This window comes from Sphingomonas sp. 22R3R2A-7, assembly GCF_036856055.1.
In the GTDB taxonomy this organism is placed as follows: Bacteria; Pseudomonadota; Alphaproteobacteria; order Sphingomonadales; family Sphingomonadaceae; genus Sphingomonas.
Genome location: NZ_JASPFR010000001.1, coordinates 1593299 through 1614825, shown reverse-complemented (window position 1 = coordinate 1614825; position 21527 = coordinate 1593299). Strand labels below are relative to the sequence as shown.

Sequence of the window (21527 nt, the reverse complement as noted above, 5' to 3'; positions counted from 1 at the left end):
TTGCTGGAGTAGAATATGACGAGTGATATCCCGGCGGCCCCGCGCGAGGGCAGCCGCTACCGCGTGACGGCGCTCGTCATGCTGTTGCTGGTCTACACGTTCAACTTCGTCGACCGGCAGATCCTCGGCATCCTCGCGCCGACGATCAAGACCGACCTGGCACTGACCGATACGCAGCTGGGCCTGCTGGGCGGGCTGGCGTTCGCGTTGCTGTATTCGACGCTGGCGATCCCGCTCGCGTGGCTCGCCGACCGGACGAGCCGGACCTGGGTGATCACGCTCTCGCTCGCGGTGTGGAGCGCGTTCACCGCGCTGTGCGGCGTGGCGGGCAGTTTCGCGCAGCTGTTCGCGTTCCGCGTCGGCGTGGGGGTAGGCGAGGCGGGGGGCGTCGCGCCCTCCTATGCGGTGATCGCGGACACGTTCGCGCCCGATCGCCGTGCACGCGCGCTGGCGGTCTATTCGCTCGGCATCCCGCTCGGGTCGGCGGCCGGCGTGATGCTCGGCGGCTATATCGCGACGTCGATCGACTGGCGGACCGCGTTCGTCGCGGTCGGTGTCGCGGGGCTGGTGCTCGCGCCGGTGTTTCGGCTGTGCGTGCGCGAGCCGGTCCGTGGGTCCGATGCGTGCGACCGCGAACCCGTCCGCCGCGTGTTCGGCATCCTCGCGCGCAAGCCGAGCTTCTGGCTGCTCGCGTTCGGCGCCTCGGCGAGTTCGATGCTGGGCTATGGCCTGGCCTTCTGGCTGCCGTCGCTGATGCAGCGGAGCTTCGGGCTCGACCTGATCGCGACCGCGCAATTCTATGGCGGCGTGCTGTTGCTGGGGGGTGTTGCGGGCGTCCTGCTCGGCGGCGTGCTCGGCGACCGGCTGGGCGCGCGCGATCGGCGGATGTATGCGCGCGTCCCCGCGATCGCGTTCGTCATCGCGGTGCCGCTGTTCGCCGCGGGGATCCTGTCGTCCTCGGTGACGGCGGCGTTCGTCTTCTTCCTCGTGCCCCAGGCGCTCGCCTATGTCTGGCTCGCGCCCGTCATCACCGCGATCCAGCATCTGGTACCCGGGCATATGCGCGCCACCGCATCGGCGACGTTCCTGCTGATCAACAACCTGATCGGTCTTGGCGGCGGCAGTTTCGCGCTCGGCGCACTCTCGGACACGCTTGCCGCGCGCTATGGCGACGAAGCGCTGCGCTATGCGATGCTCGCGGGGCTCGTTCTGTACCTGGTCGCGGCGTTGCTCATGTGGCTGGCATCGACGCCGCTCCGCCGCGACTGGGTCGATCCCGAACGCCTGCGCTGACGGCAGCGCGGGGACAGGCGTGCCATCGCGCGTCAGTGACCGCGCCGGCGCATGCGCGCGGCGTGGACGACGTCGATGGTGTGGCTGTGGCCGCGACGTTCCGCGCGGACCATCTGCCCCACGCGTTTGCCGTGGATCATCAGCGGCAGGCCGAGCAATGCGAGCGGGAAGACGATGATCATCAACGGCGACCCGTCGACCGCCCCGCACAGCGCGCAGGCGGTAGCGGTCAGCGCGAGACCGCCGGCTTTCCATCGCAGGTCGCGCCGCGTCATGCCGCGCACCTCCAGGCGGTTCCGGATACGCGATCGTCGATCACGACGTGACCCGCAGCCGCCAGCAGCCGCGCGGTGCTGCCGTCGTTGTCGTCGGCGGCGTGACGGTCGTGGCAGAGCAGGATGTCCGCCGGGACATCGGCTTCGCGGGCCAGCGCCTGCGCGATGTCGGCACGTTCGAAGCTGAGCCCGATCGCGGGATCGTGCAGCCGGGTCGCGGCAGCGCGCGCGCGACCGATCAGCGGGGCGGCGTCGTCGATGCCGTGTCCCTCGATCGCGGTGAACCCGAGCGCACGCGCGTAGCGCACGGCCGCGATCAGCAGCGTCCCGCACGCGCAGTCGGCATCGACGATCCGGACGGCGTGACGGTGCCGCTCGCGCATCGCCGCCAGCGCCGCCGTGATCCGCGGCCAGCGCGGGTCGTATCGTGCCGTGCGGCACAGGCCAGGTCTTGTGATGATGACTGTCATGTCCGTGTCCCGCTCAGGCCACGCACCGCGGCCTGTGTGATCGGGCGTCCAGCCGCCCGCGGACCCGAGTTACGAACCGCGGCATAGCGATTCGAGAGCGATTTCGGGAAACCCCATAGTGCCGGCATAGTGGCCGCAACGGCTCGTCGCATTTCACCGCGTCGTCGCTACCGCCAGCGCGACCGGCGGACCGAACGCGGCGCGATCGGATCGGCCGTCGACGCGTTCGGCGGTCGATGCGCAGAAACCGCGCGGTGGACGAGCGTCGGTGCGTTCGGTGCCAGCCAGCCGAGACGCGGGCACACGCTCGGCACCCGCGGTTTGCGACGCGAGCCGTGCGGGGTCTGTCATATCGATGGCTTTCGCGGTCTCGACCGGCAGGATGACGTCATGGGTCCGGGGCTGCCACCGTTCGCTGAGCGCGATCTGGTCGAACAGATGGTGGCCGAGCGCCGCCATCGCGCTGCCCGCGCTCGCCGCGAGCAGACCGATCGCGGCGAGCGCAAAGGCGAGCGCGCCGACGGTGTCCGGGGAGAGCGGCATCGCGCACAGCCGCGACAGCGCGGTGTACGCTATCCCGCAGAGAAGAAGTCCCGACGCGCGCAAGCCGAGATCCGCTCGCCGCGACCGATGCCACGCCGCCATGCCACACTCCTTGTCGTGGCAACCCAGCTATCGGGCGCGGCATAGCAATTCGAGATCGATTCCGACTTTCTGCGTAGCGCCTGCATAGTGCGGCGCGCTTTCCTACCGATGCGGCGGAGGATCGGCGCGGGCGTGGCGCCGCGGTCCGCGGGCCGGGTCCGATCGGGAAAGTCACCGCGTTTGGTGCCGCGGGCTGCCGTCAGGCAACCCGCGGTCATCAAGCGCGCGTTACAGCTTGAACTTCTTGAGCGCCTCGAGCGCGGCCTTCGCGGCGGCATCGGCTCGCTTGAGCAGATCCCTGGCGGCGTCGTCGGCGCCCTTGGCGGCGTCGTCGGCGGCCTTCTTCGCGCCCTTTGCAGCATCGTCCTGCTGCTTGGCGAGGTCCGCCGCGGCCTTGGCGGCGTCCTGAGCAGCCTCGCGGGCCGCCTTTTCCGCATCCTTCGCCGCCTGGTCGCGTCCGTTCTTCGCCGCCTCCTCGGCGGCCTTGGCGGCATCCTTCGCGGCCTTTTCCGCGTCCTTGTCGGATGCGGCCTTCGCAGCATCCCGCGCCGCCTTTTCGGTATCCGCGCGCGCGGCATCGGCCGCTGCCTTCGCAGCCTTTTCGGCGGCCTGGGCTGCATCCTTCGCAGCCTTCTCGGCATCCCTGGCGGCGTCGCGCGCGATCTTGTCGGCGCTGTCCTTGGCGGCCTTTTCGGCGGTCCTCGATGCTTCCGCGGCCTGGTCGGCGGCCGCCTTGGCCGCGTCCCTCGCCGTTTTGTCGATTTCCGCCTGCCGCGATGCGGTCGCGGCCGCCGCGGCGTCGCTCGCCGCCTTCGCAGCCTCCGCCGCCGCCTTCTGTGCTGCGGCCTGCGTCGCGGCGTCGTCGGAGTCGCGCGCGGCCGCCGCAGCGGCGTCCGCAGCCTTGGCCGCAGCGGCGGCCGCGCTGGCGGCGACGGCATCGGCGGCCGACTTCGCCGCATGATCCGCATCCGCGGCGGCGGCCAGTTCGCTTGCCCGGCGGGCATCCTCCGCCGCCTTGGCCGCGGTGGCCGCCGCGACGCGTGCGGCCTGTTCGGCCGACAGATCGGCGGCGGCCCTGGCGGCGTCCTCTGCCGCGCGCGCCGCCATCGCCGCATCGGCGTCGGCTGCAGCCTTGGCTGCCGCCTTTGCCGCTGCATCGGCCTGCGCCGCGGCGGCCTGCTGCGATGCATCGGCAGCGGCCTTGACCGCGGCGTCGGCCTGCGCCTGCGCCGCCATCTTGGCGGCTTCGCTCGCATCCTGCGCGGCCTTGGCCTTCGCCGCGGCGTCGTTCGCGCGCAGGGCTGCGCTGGCGGCTTCCTCGCTCGCGCGGTCGGCGGAGGCCTTCGACTCCGCGGCGGCGGTTGCCGCCTCGCTTTGGCGCGTCGCCGCCGACGCGGCGACCGTCTGCGCATCGGTCACCGCGGTCGTCTCGACCGCGACCTGCACCGCCTTGACGGCGGACGTCGACGCCTCGGTCACGGTCCTGCTGATGCTCGCGACGTCAGCGAGGTCGGCAAGCGCGTTGCCGCCAAGCGTGCCGGTGACGAGGCCCGCGGTCGTCGATGCCAGCGAGACGGGTGTCTCGTACACCGCGGCCATGACACCGGGCGTGGCGATCGCCGATCCGGGCGCGTCTGCGGCAACCGCGATCTCATCGGCGGGTGGGGCCGCAAGCGTGGGGGTGGGGGTGGGGGTGGCGAGCGCCGGGGTCGCGAGCGCCGGCGTCGTCGTGCTGTCGTCCGGGGCAGTGGTGCCGCTTGGCGCGGTGACGATCGGACCGGCCGTGTCTCCCGACGCGGGCATCGCCGGCGACACGAGCGTCCGCATGATGCCGTTCGTCTGAACCTGCATGCGATACATGTTGTCCGCGCCGACGCGCGCGATCGAGCCGGGGCGCAGCATGTCATGCGCGCCGCCATCGCCCGTCGCCACGTCGACCGCGCCTTCGAGCACCTGGACGGCGGCACCCTGCGGGCTCACCCCGATGCTGAAGGTCGTGCCCTTCACGACGGCGGCGAGATAGGGCGTCTTGACCTCAAAATGCGGCGTCATCTGCTTCTTGATCATGAAGACGACATGGCCGAAATCCTCGAACACGCGCGTGAATCCCGTCGCCTGCTCCTCGACCGGGAGACGAAGCTGCGACGCCGAGGCGACCATCATGAACTCGGTGCCGCGGACGAGGACCGCGCGGCCGCCGGGGCCCGTCGTGACGACGTCGCCCGGCGCGATCGCATTCCCCCGCGTCGCGACACGCGTGATGCCGGCATGCGACACGCGCACCGCGCCACTCGTTTCGCTGATCGTCCAGCTCGGCTGCTTGCCGATCGCGGCCGTTGAACAGCCGGCAACCAACAACGCCAGTATCCGCTTACGCATTACATCCCCCGCGGGCGCGCTCCGCCCATTCCGGGTCTATCGTCGGATCATCATTACCGGTGCGTTCAGCGGGAAGGTAAATCGCGCGTTAGGGTCAAGAAAAGCAACCATTTGCAAACGCTTGCTCACTAGTCAGCGGTCGAATGACACGAGAGAACATGATGCGCCGCACGCTGGTCGCCGCAACGTTGACCGCAGCAGGCGCATGCGCCGCGACGCCGGCAATCGCCCAGGTCCGGCTGGATCGGGCGGACCCGAGAATCACCGAACAGGCGCTGCCCAAGCCGGCGCCCGTACCCGCCGCGGGACCACCCGGCGTGGCCCAGGAAACGACAGCGCCCGTCAGCACGATTGCCGCGCCGTCGCAGGTCGCGACCGCCATCGTCGTCGACGGAAACGAGCGCGTGGCGACCAGCGCCTTCGCGCCCGCGCTGGTCCCGTATATCGGCCGGCAGCTGACCGCGGCCGATCTCTCGACGCTGGCCGGCGCGGTTGCGGGGATCGCGCGCGGTGGGGGCTATCCGTTCGCCAGCGCGTCGATCCCCGTCCAGTCGATGCGCGACGGCGTTCTCCACATCACGCTCGACGAGGGGACGATCGCCGCGGTGCGCGTGATCGGTGCGACCAGCCCGCTGGCCGACCGGATCCTGACCGATGCGCTGGTCGCCGGTGGACCGGTCCGTCGCGAGACGCTGGAACGCGCGATCCTTCTGGTGGGCGATATCCCCGGGATGACCGTCACCAGCAGCAAATATATCCGCCAGAACGGTTTTGGCATTCTTCTCGTCACGATCGCGCAGGACAGCGCGTTTGCTTATCTGCAGGTCGACAATCGCGGCAGCGCCGAGGTCGGGCCGATCCGTGCGACGATGCTGGCCAATCTGCGCAGCATCGCCCAGTCGGGCGACGAACTCCGCTTCATCGCTGCCGCGACGCCCGTCGAGCCGAGCGAGTTCGCGTTCTTCCGCGCGCTGTATGCGGCACCCGTCGATTCGCATGGCAGCGTGGTCACGGTGTCCGGATCCTATGGTCGCGCCAACCCGGGGGCCTCGCTCAAGCCGCTCGACGTCGTCGGGAACAGCGTCGATGCGGCGATCAGCTATGCCACGCCGCTGATGCGAAGCCGCGCGCGGAGCGTGTGGGCGACGGTCGAGCTGCGCGCGCTGAAAAGCGACCAGACGCTGCTGGGGACGATGCTCCGCAACGATCGACTGGCGACGATCACCGGCGCGATCAACGGTACGGGCAAGCTCGGACCGGGCATCCTGCGCGGTGAGGTCGCGATGGTCGGCGGGCTGCCGCTCGACGGGGTCAGCCACGAAGGCGATCTGAGGACGTCGCGCGCGGACGGCGACGCGCGGTTCGTGACCTGGGGCTACACGATGGACTGGTCCGCGGATATCACCGGCCCGTTCGCGATCGCGCTCGCCTCGTCGGGCCAGCTCGCCTCGCGCCCGCTGCTCGCCACGGCCGAGATCGGCGCGGGCGGGCCGGGGTTCGGGCGCGCCTATGATTATGCCGAGCGGACGGGGGACCAGGGCATGCTCGGCTCGGCCGAACTGCGCGCCAATTTCGGGCGCGTGAAGGGCGGGCTCGACCGGATGCAGCTCTATGGCTTTGTCGACGGGGGCTATGTCGACAATCTCCGGAACGGCATCGGCGGAGGGTCGCTGCTGTCGACCGGGACGGGGGCAAGGCTCGGCTACGGGACGCTCGACGGGATGATCGAGGTCGCGTTCCCGCTCAACGAGGACCGGTTCGATACCGAGACGAAGCGCCCGCGCGTGTCGTTCCGGCTTTCGCGGAGTTTCTGACCGGTGGGCACCAGCGTCTTGCGGACCGGATGGCGGCCGTCCTCCTGGGTGATATGCCTCCTCGTCCTCTCCGCCGGCTATCTGACGATGGTGACCGCGACCGGCGCGGCGATCGACCGCGTGCTGATGCCGATGCGCTTCGGCGTGGTCGATCGCCAGGCGAGCGGCAAGGTCGCGATCGTCGAGATGGACGCCGACAGCGCGGCGGCGATCGCGCGCTGGCCCTGGTCGCGGTCGCATTATGCCGCGGTGGTGGATCGTCTGCGCAAGGCTGGGGCCGCATCGATCGTGTTCGACGTCGATTTCTCGTCGCCCTCCGATGCGGCCGGGGATCGTGCGCTCGCCGCGTCGCTTTCGCGTGCGGACGGGCGCGTCGCGCTGCCGACGTTCGGCCAGGTCGCGGGGAGCGACGACCAGCGCACGATCGACGCGCTGCCGATCCCGATGCTGCGCGGTCACGCGATTCTGGCATCGGTGAGCATCCGTCCGGATCCCGATGGCCAGGTCCGCAACATGACGATGGCGACCGTGACCGCGGGCCAGCCGCGACCGTCGCTGTCGGCGTTCATCGCGGCACGATCGGGCGCGGTGGATCAGGAATTCCCGATCGACATGTCGATCGATCCGAGCACGATCCCGCGGCTCAGCTTCGTCGCCGTCCGCGATGGCCGCTTCGACGCGTCGCGCGTCAGGGGGCGCAACGTCCTGGTCGGCGCGACCGCGATCGAGATGGGCGACCGGTACGGGACGCCGCAATGGGGCGTCATACCGGGCGTCGTCGTCCAGGCGCTCGCCGCCGAGACGCTGATCCGCGGCGTGCCGTCCTATGGCTCGCCGCTGCTCGTCTTCCTGCTCGCCGGGATCGTCGTCTGCGTGATGCTGCGGTTCCGGACCACGGTCGGGAGCGCGGTCGTGATGGGCGTGAGCCTGTGCGTCCTGATCCTTGGCGTGCTGCTGGCACAGCATTATCTTTTCATAACCTATCCGATCGCCACCGCGGCGTTGATGATGGTGTTGACGGGCATGGCCTGTCTCGTCCGGGACGTGATCGGTCGGTTCAAGCGACAGCGTTCGGTTGACGAGGCGACGGGTCTTCCCAACAGCCGTCAGCTGCTCGACTTGTCGAATCGCGGCGAGACGATCGTCCTCGCGGTGGCGCAGATCGGCAATTACGATCCGCTGCGCGCGGTTCTGGGCGAGCGCGGAACCGCCGATGTCGTCCTTCGCGTGAGCGAGCGGCTCGCGCTCGTCGGGGAACGCGGCCAGGTCTACCGCATGTCGGATCCGCAGCTCGCCTTCTGCCTGCCGCTCGACCAGTCGATCGACGACGCGCTCCACGGGCTGCGCACGATCATGCTGCAGCAGATCGAGGTCGGCGGGCGGCGGGTCGATGTCGCGATGACGATCGGGATCGCGACGGGGCCCTGCGCCGAGATGGAGCGGGTGATCGCCGACGCATCGCTCGCAGCCGAGGATGCGCGCGCGTCCGACCTGTTCTGGAAGCGCGCCCAGACCGACATCGTCGGCCTCGAACGGTCGATATCGCTCATGGGCGAACTCGACGATGCGATCGCCACCGGTCAGATCGAGGTGTTCTACCAGCCCAAATACAACCTTCGCGAGACGTGCATCACGAGCGTCGAGGCGCTGGTCCGGTGGCGTCATCCGTCGCGCGGGTTCGTCGGCCCCGACCTGTTCATTCCGGTCGCGGAAAAGACCAACCGGATCGCGCCGCTCACGCTTCACGTCCTGTCGCACGTGATCCGGGACCTCGCCGTCCTGCGCGCGCAGCACCCGCAGCTGACCGCCGCGATCAACATCTCGGCCAAGCTGCTGTCCTCGTCGTCGTTCAACACCGAGGTCGAGCGGCTGATCGCAGCCGCGGGGACGCCGGCATCCGCGCTGGTGTTCGAGGTGACCGAATCCGCGGCGATGGCCGATACCAATAAGGCGGTGGCCGCGTTGCACCGTTATCGCGCGCTCGGCATCGCGGTCTCGATGGACGATTACGGGACCGGTCAATCGACGCTCAGCTATCTGCGGCAGCTGCCGCTCAACGAGCTGAAGATCGACCGGAGCTTCGTCCAGCATGCGCACCAGAATCCGGATGACGCGATCCTCGTCCGATCGACGATCGAACTCGCGCACAGGCTGGGCCTGAAAGTCGTCGCGGAGGGCGTCGAGGATGACGCCTGCTTCGAATTCCTCCGCACGTCGGGCTGCGACATGATCCAGGGCTATCTGATCAGCAAGCCCGTGCCGTTGCAAAGCCTCGCGACGATACTGGACAGTCATTACCGGTACGCCGCCTGATCGACACCGCCGCCGAATGTGTCATCGCCGCGCCATGATCGGGTGTATAGGACCGGACGCGGCTCCGTCGCGTTTGTGCATCTCTGTCCTGCCGGGAGTTGCTTCATGCCGTTCAAGATCCTGCGCGTCGCCGCGCTGCTGACGTTCACGCTTGCCAGCGCGGTTGCCGCGCATGCGCCCGACGCTGCGCAAGCGCGACCGCATGTCCGGCTGCCCATCCGGGTCATGACGTTCAACGTCCGCTATCCCAGCAAGGACGATGGTCCCAATGTCTGGGCCAAGCGTCGCGCGGTCTTCCTGCAGACGATCGCCGCGGCACGGCCGGACGTGATCGGCACGCAGGAGCTGTTCGCCTCACAGGGGGCCGATATCGTCCGCGCGCTGCCCGGCTATGCGTGGTTCGGGCGCGACCGCCGGGGTGGCCATGCCGACGAGCATATGGGGATATTCTATCGCCGCGACCGGCTGACGCTCATCCGTCACGGCGATTACTGGCTGTCCGACACGCCGTCGGTGGTCGGCAGCATGGCGTGGGATGCCAATTTGCCGCGAACGGTCAACTGGGGCGTCTTCGAAACCCGCGGTCCGGCGCGGCGGCAGTTCGTCGTGTTCGACACGCATTTCGCGCACCGCGACGAGGATGATGGCGCGCGCGAACGCTCCGCACGCCTGGTCCTCGAGCAGCTCGCGCCGATCGCCGGCACGCTGCCGGTGGTGCTGACGGGTGACATGAACGCGACGCCCGACAGCAAGGCCTATCATATCCTCGCGGACCGCCTGACCGACGCCTGGGCAGCGGCGCCGGTCCGCCGCGGCCCGGCGATGACCTTCCACAATTTCACCGGGGTCGCGGATCGCCGGATCGACTATATCTTCACGCGCGGGTTCACGCCGGTTCGCGCGACGGTGCGGACCGACCATGTCGGGCCACGCTACGCATCCGATCACTTCCCCGTGGTCGCCGACCTCGAATAGCTCCCGGGCTGCGTCGCGGCCGGTGGCGCGGTCCTAAGGCGGCGCCGCGCGAACATACTGGTCGGCGATCGTGTCGATCAGCTCCTGCGGATTGGCGCCGACGAGGTTGGTCATCACGATCACCGCGAGATCGTCGTCGGGATAGACGAAGAACGCCGCCCGGCCGCCGCCGATACCGCCGACCGCGCGACGCTTCGTCCCGGCGAGGATCGGCCAGCCCATCGCCCAGATGCTCGCCGTGCCGTCGTTGAGCCTGTCGGGTTGCCACAGGCGATCGATGCTGGCCCGCCTGGCGAGAAGTCGCCCGTCCTGCAGCGCGATGATCCAGCGCGCGACATCGTCGGCGGTGGTGTAGAGCCCGGCCCCCGCGCGCGTCGACACGGGGATGTCGTCGATCCAGTGGTACAGCGCGCGCGGATCCGACGCGGCGTCGCTGCGTCCCGCATGGTCGCGGATATACGCATCCGCGCGGCCGGGGACGATGTCGTACCCGTCACCGAACCGCGCATGCGCCATCCTGGCCGGCGTGAACTGATGCTCGGTCAGGAAGTGCACGAACGAAACCCCGCTCACCGTCTCGATGACGCGGCCGAGCAGCAGATAGTTGGTCTGGTTATAGGCGAACGCCGCGCCGGTTTCGCCGTCCATCGGAAGCGTCTGCACCCTGGCCCAGGCATCCGCATCGCTGCCGCCCCCGATCAGCCCCTTCTCGTCGACGATGTTCGGCAGGCCCGATGCGTGCGCCAGCAGGTGACGGATCCGCACGCCGCGCCATGCCGCGGGCAGGCCGTCGATGTAGCGCGACACCGGATTTTCGAGATCGACCTTGCCCGCCTCGACGAGCTGCATGATCGCGAGGCCGGTAAAGGACTTGGTCGCCGAATTGATCGGGAACAGCGTCTGGCGAGTCGCCGCGACGTGCTGTTCGACATCGGCAACGCCGTATGCCTCGGACATCACGACGCGGCCATGGGCGATGACGGCGACCTGAAGTGCGGGGATGTGCCGTTCCGCCATGCTCGCCTTCAGCAGCGTCCGGGTCCGGTCGTTCGCCTGCGCGATCGCCGCCGATGTCTGCACCGTCGCCGCGGGGGCAGCGCTGGGCGCGTTTCCAGCGAGAGCCAGCCCCAGCAGCAGCACCAGACGCGCGCGCGACGACATGATTTCGTTCCTCATCCGGAATGACCATGGCCGAGGTATGTGGCGCCGCGTCGGTCGTCAACGATTGCGGCGTGTCGAACGCGGGGTTTGTACCGGTCCGACGGATCGTGTCGCCGCGGCTGGCGCTCGCTTGGAAATGTAATCCTTTACATGATGCGTTTCTCACAATAACCAATGGACAAAGGTGACGCCAAGACGTCGCGAAAGGAGAGGTGAGCATGATCGCAGCACATGCGGGGATCAGCGTAGCACGCATGGCGATCCGATGGGATCGGCCAAGGCCAGTTCCTTAATAGCTTGCGGCTTGCGCGTGATTCGCGCGCTCCCATCGCTATCATGAATTGCGACATCGCTTGGCCGTAGCCACGCATGCGCGCTGCGTAACTGCACATTTCTTTCAATGATCGACAATCGGGCGCTCAAGAACCCGAAGCAACCATAAATCAATGGACCGAACGGGGTCCGATACAGGGAGAAGAACCATGAGGCTGTATTCCGTACGCGTCTGTCTGCTGCTCGGCAGCATCATCGCGACGACCCCCGCGCTGGCGCAGGACGTAACCGCCCCCACCGCAGGCGCGGTGCAGGACAGCGCCGCCGCGACCCCGCAGGACCCGACGCCGACCGCCGCCGAACCCGGCCAGGACAATCCCGCCGCCGCCGGCGAGGAGATCGTCGTCACGGGCATCCGCAGCAGCCTTGCCAATTCGGCGCGCGTCAAGCGCGACGCGCAGCAGATCGTCGACAGCATCAGCGCGGAGGACGTCGGCAAATTCCCCGATTCCAACATCGCCGAATCGCTCCAGCGCATCACCGGCGTCGCGATCGACCGGTCGGGCGGCGAGGGTCAGTTCATCACCGTCCGTGGTCTGGGGCCCGAATTCAACACGGTGCTGGTCAACGGTCGCGTCATGGCGACCGACAATGCGGGGCGCGAATTCTCGTTCGACGTGCTGTCGTCGAACATGATCCAGCGTACCGACGTGTTCAAGTCGAACGTGCCCGAGCTTCAGGAAGGCGGCATCGGGGCCACGGTCAACATCATCACCGCGCGCCCGCTGGCGGGACGCGACGGCTTTCACTTCGCAGGGTCGGCGGGCGCGATCTACGACACGCTGCGGGAAAAGGCGGGGCCGGATGCATCGGCCACCGCATCGTGGACCAACACCGACAAGACCTTTGGCGTCGTGTTGTCGGGATCCTATACCAAGCGCAAGAACCAGGACGATTCGATCGGGATCGACGGCTGGATCAACGGACGTCCCGACGTAATCTCGGTGATCGGCGGCGCGCCGACGCTGATCACGGGCGCCGACTCGCGGTACCCGGCGGCGGGCAACGTCAACGTGCCGCAGAGCCTTTATTACCAGCGCACACAGGAATCGCGCGAGCGGATCAACCTTGCAGGCGCGGTGCAGTTCAAGCCGCGCGACAATCTCGAGATCACGATCGACGGCGTCTATTCGAAGTTCACCGTGTCGGGCGTGGTCCGCAAGATGGATAACTTCCTCGCCGCGCCCTATTACCAGCCGACGTTCGACGCCAACAACACCGCGACCGGGCTTGGCATGATCGGCGGCGACTTCATCGCGCAGAACCCGCAGTTCCTCGCGGACAATCGCGACCGGCTGACCAACAACGGCCTCAACGCCAAGATCGACCATGTCTACAACCTGACCAACCGCAAGTCGGAAAGCTATCAGTTCGGCGGCAACATCAAGTGGAACCCCGCCGAGGACGTCGAAGTCCGGGTCGACGCGTCGGTCACGGGTGCGAAGCGCGTCTCGCCCAACCAGTATCTCGTCATCGGCGCGCTGCTGCCATACAGCTATCAGTTCGATCTGAACGCGGGGCAGGGGCTGCCGACCGCGTCGTTCAACAACGCGATCATCAATGATCCCAACCAGATGCGGCTGCATTACATGGGGATCGACAGCAACCGGTCGCGCGATCGCGGCTCGGAGTTCCACCTCGATACCAAGTACGACGTGCAGGACTCGGTGCTGAAGAACGTGCTGATCGGCGGGTCGTACACGCAGCGGCGCAAGATCAACCGGTCGTTCAACAACAGCGATTCGAACTGCACCTATTGCGGGTACCAGGTCCCGATCGCCTCGGGCATTCTCGAATCCTACGACTGGCGCGATCTTCTCGGCGGGGGGCGCAATATCCCGCCATCGGTGTTCCAGTTCGATCCGTCGGCGTTCCTTGCCTATCTGAACGACCCCGCCACGCTGTCGATCCCCACCAACGGCCGCACCCCCGAGCAGCAGGCCGCGTACGCGCAACAGGTGCTCGCGCTGCCGGGCGGGCCGTTCGGCGTGCGCGAACAGCTTCGCGGCACGGTCAACGTGCAGGAGAAGCTGGCCGCGGGCTATATCAGCATGCAGTTCGGCGGCGAGCGCTGGGCAGGCAATGTCGGCGTGCGCGTCGTCAAGACCGACGTCGTGTCGTCGGGCTTCGATACGCCCGTCACCAACATCGCCAACACGCCGGGCGACGATACGCTGCAATATACCTATGGCCCGGCCACGCCGGTGACGGTGCGCAACAGCTACGTCAACGCGCTGCCCTCGGCGAACATCCGGTTCAACCTCACCGAGAAATTGCTCGCCCGCGCGGCGTTCTCGCAGACCGTCACGCGTCCGACGCTGACCGATCTCGGCGTCAACAACGACTTCGGCGGACGCATCTCGGTGCCGCAGTCGAGCGGCGGCAACCCGAACCTGCTGCCGTTCCGGTCGACCAACTACGACGCCTCGGTGGAATGGTACGTGACCCCGGTCAGCTATTTCAGCGTCGGCGGGTTCTACAAGGACCTCAGCGACTTCCTCGAACTGCAGACGCTGCCGGTGAACCGGTTCGGCCGCGTGTTCCAGGACACGCGCACGCGCAACGGGCAGAGCGGCTATATCCGCGGCGTCGAGGTGGGCGCGCAATATGCGTTCGACTGGCTGCCGGGCTTCGCCTCGGGCTTCGGCGTGACCGGCAACTACACCTATGTCGACAGCAAGGTGGAACGCGACCAGACGCTGGCCGACTATGATTGCGGGTATAACGGCTTGTCGCCGCATTCGGCCAACGGCAGCATCTTCTACGAGAAATACGGCATCTCGGCGCGCACGTCGTATAATTGGCGGTCGGATTACCTGCGCCAATGCCGGTCGAGCCAGGGGCGCCCGCGCAACCGTTCCTCGTACGGCCAGCTCGACTTCAACGTCGCCTATGACCTGACCGCGAACTTCCAGGTCTATGTCCAGGGCGTCAACGTCCTCAACGAGCGCGTCGACGAATGGTCGGCGGTCGAAGACCGGTTCCTGCTGCTTCAGGAAACGGGTCCGCGCTACAATTTCGGCGTGCGCGTGAAGTTCTGATCGTCAAAACCACGGCCGGGCGAGGCGCGCCCGGTCGTGGAACGGCGCGCCAGCGTGGCGCGCGAATTACTTGTCCTTCTTCCAGCCGAATGCCGACAGCATGATGTCGAAGAGACGCGTGTTGGGCATGAAGCCGCGGACCTTGTCGGCGCCGGGGCCGCTCGCCGCGACGACGACTTCCTCGCCGGTATGGCCGGGTTCGACGCTGATCACCGACTTCGCAGCGGGATCATATTGCGACGCGAGCGGCGTCGCGCGCGTGCCGCCGGTCATGCGCAGGCCGAAACTGTGGTCCGCGGTGAACAGGATCAGCGTGTCCTTGCCGGCAACCGCGCTGATCCGGCGGATCATGTCGTCCATCTCGACGACATGCCGCAGCCCCGCCTTGGGGTCGTCGGTATGCATGTCCCATTCGACCATCAGGAAATAGCCCTTCGGGTTGCGCGAAAGCTGCGCGACGGTCGCCTCCACCGCGGGAAGCGGCGCGAAATCGGCATCGCGGAGCACCGCGGTCCGCGGCGCCTGGCCGACGAGCGCGGGATCCTCGCCGAACCGGTAGCCGGCGGTCCTGAACGCCTGTTCCGCGCTCGTTCCCGGACCGGCGAAAGCGGCGACGGCGTCGGCGTGGCCCTTGCCGATCAGGATGTCGACGCCGTCGCCGAAGCGGGGCTTGAGCATCTGGTGGAATATCTCGCGCTTGTCCACGCGCGCGGCGACATGCGCAAAGGTCGCGGCGGGGGTCGCGTCCCAGATGTTCATGTTGGTGACGACGCCCGTCGACAGCCCGCGCTGCTCGGCATATTCGAGCAGCGTCTTGACCGGCATCGCGCGGCCGCCCGGTCCGGACGGCGTGGTCGACACCATCGCGTTGTTCGTCTTGTGCCCCGTCATGATCGCGGTCATCCCGGCGGCGGAATCGGTCACCCATTTATCGAGCGCGGAGGTATCCGACAGTGCGACGTTGGGCATCGACTGGATGAACAGCGATTGCGGCCGGTCGTGCGCGAGGATCCCCGCGGCGCTAAGCGTCGACAGCCCGCCCGCGTCGCCGAGGAACAGGATGACGTTGCGCGCCTCCTGCGCCGCGGCGGGCGTGCTGCAGACCGCGAGCATCGCGCCCGCCAGCGCCGTGCCGCGCAGGGCTTTGTAAAACAGCTGTATCATAGCAGAGGTCCTTGCAGGGGGTCGGTTGCCCAGCCCGTCGCCGGGTCGTTTGGCGGATGTGTCGGGTCGCACGGCCGCGCCGCGGTTTCGGGCGCGCAATGGGGGAGCGGTCGCAGGCGTCGTCGACGATCTCGGCGAATAGGAACTGGGGCGCGGTCACGGCGACAAACTCTGAACTGAACTGGCGACGTCCGGCGTGTAGGCGTGAAAAAGTAACCTTCGCGACAGCGCGACGATCGCGCTGTCGCATCTCCCCTGCGTCCGGTCGCCGAGACGACCGGACCGAGGCAACAGCGGCGTGTCAGGTCGTCGGCGATACCGTCGCGACGTCGAGCTTTGGCAGCAGCAGATGGACGATGGCGAGCGCGACGAGATACGCGCTGCCCGCCCAGATGAAGACCGGCGCGTAGCTGCCGACCGTCTCGAGCACATGCCCGACATAGCGCGCCATGATCATGCCGCCGACCGCGCCCGCAGCGCCGCCAATTCCCATGACGGAGGCGACCGAGCTCTTGGGGAAGGTGTCGGAGACCATCGTGTACAGGTTCGACGACCAGCCCTGATGCGCCGCTGCGGCGACGCCGATGATCGCAACCGCGGCGAACAGGCTCGACACGGTGCTCGCCAGCATGATCGGGAGCACGAGCACCGCGGACGCGAGCAGCGCGAGCTTGCGCCCGGCATTGACGCTGTACCCGCGCTTGATCAGCGCCGACGACAGCCAGCCGCCGCCGATGCTGCCGACGTCCGCGAGCAGGTACACCGCGATCAGCGGCGGGCCGAAGGTCTTGAGATCGAGACCGTGGCGCTTGGCGAAGAAGTCGGGCAGCCAGAACAGGAACAGGTACCAGACGGGGTCGGTCAGGAACTTCGCGGTGACGAACGCCCAGGTGCCGCGATAGCGGAACAGGCGGCGCCACGGGATCGGCGCAGTGCCCGCGTCATTGTCCTGATCGGCGCGGATATAGGCGAGCTCCTGCGCCGAGACGCGGGGGTGATGTTCGGGCGCGCGGTAGAAGAGAAGCCACGCCGCCAGCCAGACGAACCCGAGCATCCCCGTCACGATGAAGGCAACCCGCCAGCCATAGGCCAGCGTGATGATCGGCACGACGATCGGCGTCGCGATCGCGCCGACATTGGCGCCCGCGTTCAGGATCCCGGCCGCGAGCGCGCGTTCCTTCTTGGGAAACCACTCGGCGACCGACTTGATCGCGGCGGGAAAGTTCGCGGCCTCGCCGAGACCGAGCGCGAACCGCGCGATCGAGAAGCCGCCGGGGGTGCGGACCAGCGCATGGAACAAAGCGGCGAGGCTCCACAGCGTGATCGCCGCGGCATAGCCCATCTTCGACCCGACCTTGTCGATGATCGGTCCGCAGGCGAGCAGCCCGATCGCATAGGCCGCCTGGAACCAGAAGACGATCATGCCATAATCGACCTCGGACCAGCCGAGCTCGCCCTGCAGCGTGGGCTTGAGGATGCCGATGACCTGCCGGTCGATATAGTTGATCGTCGTCGCGAAGAACAGCAGCGCGCAGATGACCCAGCGGACGTTGCCGCCGGCCTTTTGCGGGCCCGCATCCGTCGCCTGTGTTGAACCGTTCACGCTTGCTCTCCCTCGCGGTTCTTCCGCCTGTTATCGTTTGTCGCGGTTATCTTGTGTCGAATGCCGTCAGCGTTTCGGACAGAATCGCTCGGTCGTCATCGCGCGGGCACCAGGTACCGGCGAGCAGGCCGCGTTCGCCGAGCACCGCATCGACGATGCCGTCGCGACCTGCCGAAGCCCATGCGGCCGAAAGGTCGGCAGCGCGCGGGTCGTCGACGTGGCCGTCATCGCCGCGGACGTACAGCAGCCACGCGGCGAGCGCTTTCAGCGTTTCCGGGCACGACCGTCCGCGCGCGCGATTGGCGTCGAGCGAGGCGAGCCAGCGCTGCGGAATCTTCTGCGACCCGTCGCCCGCGATCTGGCGCAGCGCGTGACGCAGCGCCGGATTGGCGAAGCGGGCGAGCAACGCGTCGGCATAGGCCGTCAGATCCTGTTCGGGCGCAGGGTCGATGCTTGCCGCGGCTTCGTCGCGCATCAGCCGTTCGACGCTTGCGCCGATCACGCGGTCGCCGATCGCCTCGTGGACATAGGTCAGGCCGGCACGCAGCCCCAGATAGGCGAGCGCGGAATGCGCGCCGTTGAGCATGCGAAGCTTGGCGGTCTCGTACGGCGCGACGTCCGCGACGATCTGTGCGCCGACCGCATCCCAGCGCGGCCGGCGGCCGGCGAACCGGTCCTCGATGACCCATTGCGCGAAGGGCTCGGTCAGGATCGCGGCCTCGTCGCGGACGCCGAGCATCGCCTCGACCGTATCGAGATCGGCGGGGGTGACGGCGGGGACGATGCGATCGACCATCGTCGACGGGCACGCGCATTCGCGGGCGAACCAGCTGCCAAGCGCCGGATCGACATGGTCGAGCCATGCGCCGAGCGACGCCGACAGCGCCCCGCCATTGTCGGCGAGGTTATCGCAGCACAGCAGCGTCAGCCCGCCGATCCCGGCATCGCGTCGCGCCGCGAACGCGCGCGCGAGGTGATGGTAGAGCGTGCCGCCCGACCGCTCGACCGCGGCGAGGTCGAGCGATCCGTCGGCGCGACGGTGATAGCCCTTTTCGGTCACCGTCATCGTCACGATCGCCACGTCGGGCGACACGAGCGCGCGGTGGAGACCGTCGGTCGCCGCCGATGCGACGAGCACGTCGCGGACCGACCCGATCAGGCGCGACGCCGCGCCGTCCGCGCCCGTTTCGGTGAGCGTGAACAGCCCGTCCTGCGGGGCGAGCGCGTCGTGGACCGCGGGGGAGCGCAGCGACGCGCCGATGATTCCCCAGTCCCGGTCGCCCGCCGACATCGCGGCGTCGGTGAACACCGCCTGGTGCGCGCGTGCAAAGGCGCCGATACCGAGATGGACGATGCCGATACGCTGGCGCCGGCGATCATAGTCGAACCGCGCGACGCTCGCCGGCAGCCGTTCGATCGTGGCGGCGGACAGCCTCACAGGCGATACGCCCTGCGCGCCAGCCCGACGGTCAGCTCCTGCGCGAGCTCGGCCGCCTCCCAGTCCGCGAGCCGGTGCTCGGCGACGAGCCGCGCGAGGAACGCGCAGTCGACGCGGCGCGCGACGTCGTGGCGCGCGGGGATCGACAGGAACGCGCGCGTGTCGTCGTTGAACCCGACGGTGTTGTAGAAGCCCGCGGTCTCGGTCGTCATCTCGCGGAACCGGCGCATGCCCTCGGGCGGATCGTGGAACCACCAGGCGGGGCCGAGCCGCAGGCACGGATAATGCCCCGCGAGCGGCGCGAGTTCGCGCGCATAGGTGGATTCGTCGAGCGTGAAGAGGATGATCGTCAGCCCCGGATCATTGCCGACCTCGTCGAGCATCGGGCGCAGGCCGTTGACGAAATCGGCGCGGCCGGGGATGTCGGCGCCGCGGTCGCGGCCGTGCGTCGCGAACAGCCGGGCATTGTGATTGCGCACGCTGCCGGGATGGATCTGCATCACCATCCCGTCCTCGATCGACATGCGCGCCATTTCGGTGAGCATCTGCGCACGGAACAGCTCGGCATCGGCGGGTGTCGGATCGGTGCCGATGACGCGCGCAAACAACGCCGCCGCCTCGCTTGCGGCGAGATTGGCGGTCCGCGCGGTCGGGTGGCCGTGATCGGTCGCGGTCGCACCGGCTGCGCGAAAATCCGCCCGGCGCTTGCGGTGCGCGGCGAGATAGCCGCGCCACGTCCAGACATCCTCGCCGGTCAGCGCGGCGAACCGCTCCATCGTCGGGCGGAACGCCTCGTGCTCGACGTCGATGACGCCGTCGGGACGGTAGGTCGTCACGACGCGGCCCGCCCAGCCCGAGCTGCGGATCGCGCGATGCGCCTCGAGCGGATCGTCCGCACCCTCGGTGGTGGCGAGGAATTCGATGCCGAACCGGTCGAACAGCGCACGCGGGCGGAACGCGTCGGTCGCGAGCCGCTCGGCGATGCCGTCGAAATACAGGTCGCTCGTCGACGCATCGAGCGCGACGTCGAACCCCAGTACCTCGGCGAAGACGTGATCGAGCCACGCCTGCGACGGCGTGCCGCGGAACAGGTGATAGTGGCTTGCGAGCGTCCGCCAGGCCTCGCGCGGGTCGGTATCGGGTGCGCCGTCACGCGACGGCACGCCGAGGCGATCGAGCGCGACGCCCTGGCTGTAGAGCATACGGAACAGATAATGGTCGGGCGACAGCAACAGGCTGGTCGCGTCGCTCCAGCGCGCGTCGGTCGCGAACCAGCGCGGATCGGTATGGCCGTGCGGCGAAACGATCGGCAGCGTCGCGATCTCCGCATAGAGCGCGCGTGCGATCGCGCGCTGGTCGGGATCGCTCGAGAACAGCCGGTCGGGCGAGAGACGAAGCGGGCGGGTCATCGCGACGTCGCCATATGCGCGATCCCGCGCTCGAGCCCGCGCAGTTCGGCGAGCCCGCGCATCCGTCCGAGCAGCGAATAGCCGGGCAGCGTGTGCTTCGACAGGTCGTCCAGCATCTGGTGGCCGTGATCGGGGCGCATCGGGATCGATCGCCCCTCGCGCGTCTGCACCGTGTGGATCGCGGCGACGAGCGCGACCATGTTGGCGTCGCCCGCGAGATGCGCGGCTTCGTGGAAGCCGCCATCGGGCTCGCGCTGGACCGAGCGCAGGTGGAGGAAGCCGATCCGGTCGCCAAGCCGCTCGATCATGCCGGGCAGGTCGTTGTCCGCGCGCGCACCGAACGACCCGGCGCAGAAGCACAGGCCGTTGGAGGGGTTGGGTACGCGCGCGAACAGGCTTGCGACATCCGCCTCGGTGCTGACCACGCGGGGCAGGCCGAACAGCGCGAAGGGCGGGTCGTCGGGGTGTACCACCAGTCGGATGCCAAGCGAGTCGGCGAGGGGGCAGACCGCCTCGAGGAACGCGACATGGTTGGCGCGCAGCGTCTCGGCGTCGATCGCGTCATACTGTGCGAGCGCCTCGCGGAACCGGTCGGCGGTAAACGTTTCCTCGCTGCCCGGAAGCCCCGCGATGATCGTCTTCTCGAGCAGCCGGCGCGCGTCGGCATCCATGCCCGCAAACCGGCGTTCGGCGGCGTCGACCAGCGCGGGGGAATAGTCGCGCTCCGCCCCCGCGCGGCGCAGGATGTGGAGGTCGAAGACCGCGGCGGCCTCCGGCTCGAACCGCAGCGCGCGCGCGCCGTCGGGCATGACCCAGGCGAGATCGGTCCGCGTCCAGTCGATGACCGGCATGAAATTATAGGTCACCGTGCGGATCCCGCACGCCGCCAGGTTCGACAGGCTCTGCCGGTAATTGTCGATCAGCGCATCCCAGTCTGCGCCGCGCGTCTTGATCGCCTCGTGTACCGGCAGGCTCTCGACCACCGACCAGACGAGCCCAGCCGCCGCGATCTCCGCCTGCCGTGCCGCGATCGCCGCCTGTGGCCAGACATCGCCGTTGGCGATCTCGTGCAGCGCGGTTACGATGCCGGTTGCGCCCGCCTGGCGGATGTCGTGCAGTCGTACGGGATCGGAGGGGCCGAACCAGCGCATCGTCTCGGTCATCATCACCGTCAGCCACCCCTCTCGATACCGCGCGGGCCTTATGGCTCTTCC

General features: G+C 68.4%; 15 protein-coding genes. 5 read left to right on the top strand and 10 right to left on the bottom strand.

The features are described from left to right. Positions 1-15: 15 nt before the first annotated feature. Positions 16-1293, top strand: coding sequence for a spinster family MFS transporter (locus tag QP165_RS07700; protein WP_443019272.1), 1278 nt, complete (start codon positions 16-18; stop codon positions 1291-1293). A 32-nt stretch (positions 1294-1325) separates the two neighbouring features. Here QP165_RS07700 and QP165_RS07695 read toward each other — a convergent pair whose 3' ends face one another. From QP165_RS07695 to QP165_RS07680, 4 genes are all read right to left on the bottom strand, one after another. Beyond that, entirely contained in the window at positions 1326-1568 is a 243-nt protein-coding gene (locus QP165_RS07695) for a hypothetical protein (protein WP_333994922.1), read from the bottom strand. Then, positions 1565-2038, bottom strand: a complete 474-nt coding sequence (locus QP165_RS07690) for an SAM-dependent methyltransferase (RefSeq protein WP_333994920.1) — start codon at positions 2036-2038, stop codon at positions 1565-1567. The genes QP165_RS07695 and QP165_RS07690 overlap by 4 nt, the downstream gene beginning before the upstream one ends. 153 nt (positions 2039-2191) lie before the next feature. After that, positions 2192-2683 carry a hypothetical protein gene (locus tag QP165_RS07685; RefSeq protein WP_333994919.1) on the bottom strand — a complete coding sequence of 164 codons (492 nt, stop codon included), beginning with the start codon at positions 2681-2683 and terminating at the stop codon, positions 2192-2194. A 228-nt stretch (positions 2684-2911) separates the two neighbouring features. Next, entirely contained in the window at positions 2912-5062 is a 2151-nt protein-coding gene (locus QP165_RS07680; RefSeq protein ID WP_333994918.1) for a FecR domain-containing protein, read from the bottom strand. A 158-nt stretch (positions 5063-5220) separates the two neighbouring features. Here QP165_RS07680 and QP165_RS07675 point away from each other — a divergent pair, with 158 nt between their 5' ends. The 3 genes from QP165_RS07675 (at position 5221) to QP165_RS07665 (ending at position 10164) form a co-directional block, all read left to right on the top strand. Further along, the gene (locus QP165_RS07675; RefSeq protein WP_333994917.1) at positions 5221-6876 is read left to right on the top strand and encodes a ShlB/FhaC/HecB family hemolysin secretion/activation protein; all 1656 of its coding nucleotides are present in this window, start codon (positions 5221-5223) and stop codon (positions 6874-6876) included. A 3-nt stretch (positions 6877-6879) separates the two neighbouring features. After that, positions 6880-9189 carry a putative bifunctional diguanylate cyclase/phosphodiesterase gene (locus tag QP165_RS07670; RefSeq protein WP_333994915.1) on the top strand — a complete coding sequence of 770 codons (2310 nt, stop codon included), beginning with the start codon at positions 6880-6882 and terminating at the stop codon, positions 9187-9189. A gap of 105 nt (positions 9190-9294) precedes the next feature. Continuing rightward, a complete protein-coding gene (locus QP165_RS07665) occupies positions 9295-10164 on the top strand; it encodes an endonuclease/exonuclease/phosphatase family protein (protein WP_333994913.1) in 870 nt (289 codons plus the stop codon). 33 nt (positions 10165-10197) lie between these two features. Here QP165_RS07665 and QP165_RS07660 read toward each other — a convergent pair whose 3' ends face one another. Next, entirely contained in the window at positions 10198-11325 is a 1128-nt protein-coding gene (locus QP165_RS07660) for a serine hydrolase domain-containing protein (protein WP_333994912.1), read from the bottom strand. Positions 11326-11807: 482 nt separating this feature from the next. Between QP165_RS07660 and QP165_RS07655 the strand changes: the two genes are divergently transcribed. Next, positions 11808-14699: a TonB-dependent receptor gene (locus QP165_RS07655; protein ID WP_333994910.1), complete on the top strand. Its 2892-nt coding sequence runs from the start codon at positions 11808-11810 to the stop codon at positions 14697-14699. Between the two features lie 66 nt (positions 14700-14765). Here QP165_RS07655 and QP165_RS07650 read toward each other — a convergent pair whose 3' ends face one another. From QP165_RS07650 to uxuA, 5 genes are all read right to left on the bottom strand, one after another. After that, positions 14766-15863: an alkaline phosphatase gene (locus QP165_RS07650; RefSeq protein WP_333994908.1), complete on the bottom strand. Its 1098-nt coding sequence runs from the start codon at positions 15861-15863 to the stop codon at positions 14766-14768. 301 nt (positions 15864-16164) lie between these two features. Then, positions 16165-17466 (bottom strand): MFS transporter, encoded by a 1302-nt coding sequence (locus QP165_RS07645; RefSeq protein WP_056016870.1) that lies wholly within the window; start codon positions 17464-17466, stop codon positions 16165-16167. A gap of 46 nt (positions 17467-17512) precedes the next feature. Continuing rightward, on the bottom strand, positions 17513-18904 hold the full coding sequence (locus tag QP165_RS07640; protein WP_333994906.1) for a mannitol dehydrogenase family protein: 1392 nt from the start codon (positions 18902-18904) through the stop codon (positions 17513-17515). Beyond that, positions 18901-20313 carry a glucuronate isomerase gene (gene uxaC / locus QP165_RS07635; protein ID WP_333994905.1) on the bottom strand — a complete coding sequence of 471 codons (1413 nt, stop codon included), beginning with the start codon at positions 20311-20313 and terminating at the stop codon, positions 18901-18903. The genes QP165_RS07640 and uxaC overlap by 4 nt, the downstream gene beginning before the upstream one ends. After that, positions 20310-21476 carry a mannonate dehydratase gene (gene uxuA, locus QP165_RS07630; protein WP_333994904.1) on the bottom strand — a complete coding sequence of 389 codons (1167 nt, stop codon included), beginning with the start codon at positions 21474-21476 and terminating at the stop codon, positions 20310-20312. The genes uxaC and uxuA overlap by 4 nt, the downstream gene beginning before the upstream one ends. Positions 21477-21527 lie beyond the last annotated feature (51 nt).